The following is a 1,003-nucleotide window of genomic DNA, read 5'->3' as shown; positions in this document are numbered from 1 at the left end:
CTTTCACATTGGTAGGGGGTTAAACGCGGCTCCTTCGAGCATAATGTCTTCAGGGCATTGTCGATCAGGTGGTAGGGAACCGAGGAGTAGTGGAGCTCGTTGATATCGCTGGCGCATTCAAACCTGTGGAAAGACCGCCGCTACCTGGGTGTTGAACTACAACGGACAACGCCCCTATGCCTGCATAACCGAGCAGGCCGGCGGGACGCGAAGCTGTTCAACCGTGCTGAACCAGACCGAAAAAACCTGGACCCTCTACCTGGGTGAGACCTGTTTCCGGTTTCCTGCCCCGACGCCGGACACCCCCTATAGAGTGATAGCCCAGGATGCCAACGCACAGTTTGAATGGCTGCCGACGGATCGCAAGGTAATTCGCCGTTTATACGACACTAAGAAACTGAATGAAAAGGAGTTAAGGGCACCGAAACTGCTCGGAATAACGACCCGTCACACCGCTTTCAGCCGGTTTCTGCCGTTGGAACTGAAAGAATGCCAGGCCACCTCGATCTATGCACACTGCATGGCTCAGGCGCCGAACTGGTGGCTCAAGTCGTCACGCAAAATACCGTACAAGTTCTGGTCTGAATACCTGAAGGACTGTAGAAAAAAGGCCGCTGGGCATCGCGATGCACCCTATTCCTGCTTCCCCGGCAAGCTGGGACTGGCCAAAGCAGATTGGCATAAGTTAGACCGGGTGAAGCTCTGGTACGATACCCGCCACCACAAAGAAATCCAGCTCATTGCCCCCAGTGATAAGGTAAAACCGATCCAGGGGAGCCCGACCACTGGCTACTATTTTATTGACCTCGTCAATCAACAGGTGTTGTTCAAGAGTGCCAGGATCCTGGATCAGGAAATCAGGCAATTCCGTGAATTCAGCGCCACAAAGCATGGCGCGGTGTTTGGTCGCAAGGTATCAAGGACATTGCCGGGCAAAGATGACTCGCAATTGCTGGTGTTTGAGGCCCCCTATTATTACCTGTTGACGGCCAGCCGATCCGGT

At 53.9% G+C, this 1,003-nt stretch carries 1 protein-coding gene; it reads left to right on the top strand.

Going from position 1 to position 1,003, the window contains the following annotated elements; all coding sequences use genetic code 11:
- Positions 1-148 precede the first annotated feature (148 nt).
- The coding region (locus tag KDK16_RS01245) for a hypothetical protein (protein WP_257274318.1) at positions 149-1,003 on the top strand (855 nt) is incomplete at its 3' end.

The sequence above is a fragment of the Endozoicomonas sp. SESOKO4 genome, assembly GCF_024606275.1.
This window is presented reverse-complemented; position numbering and strand designations above follow the sequence as displayed.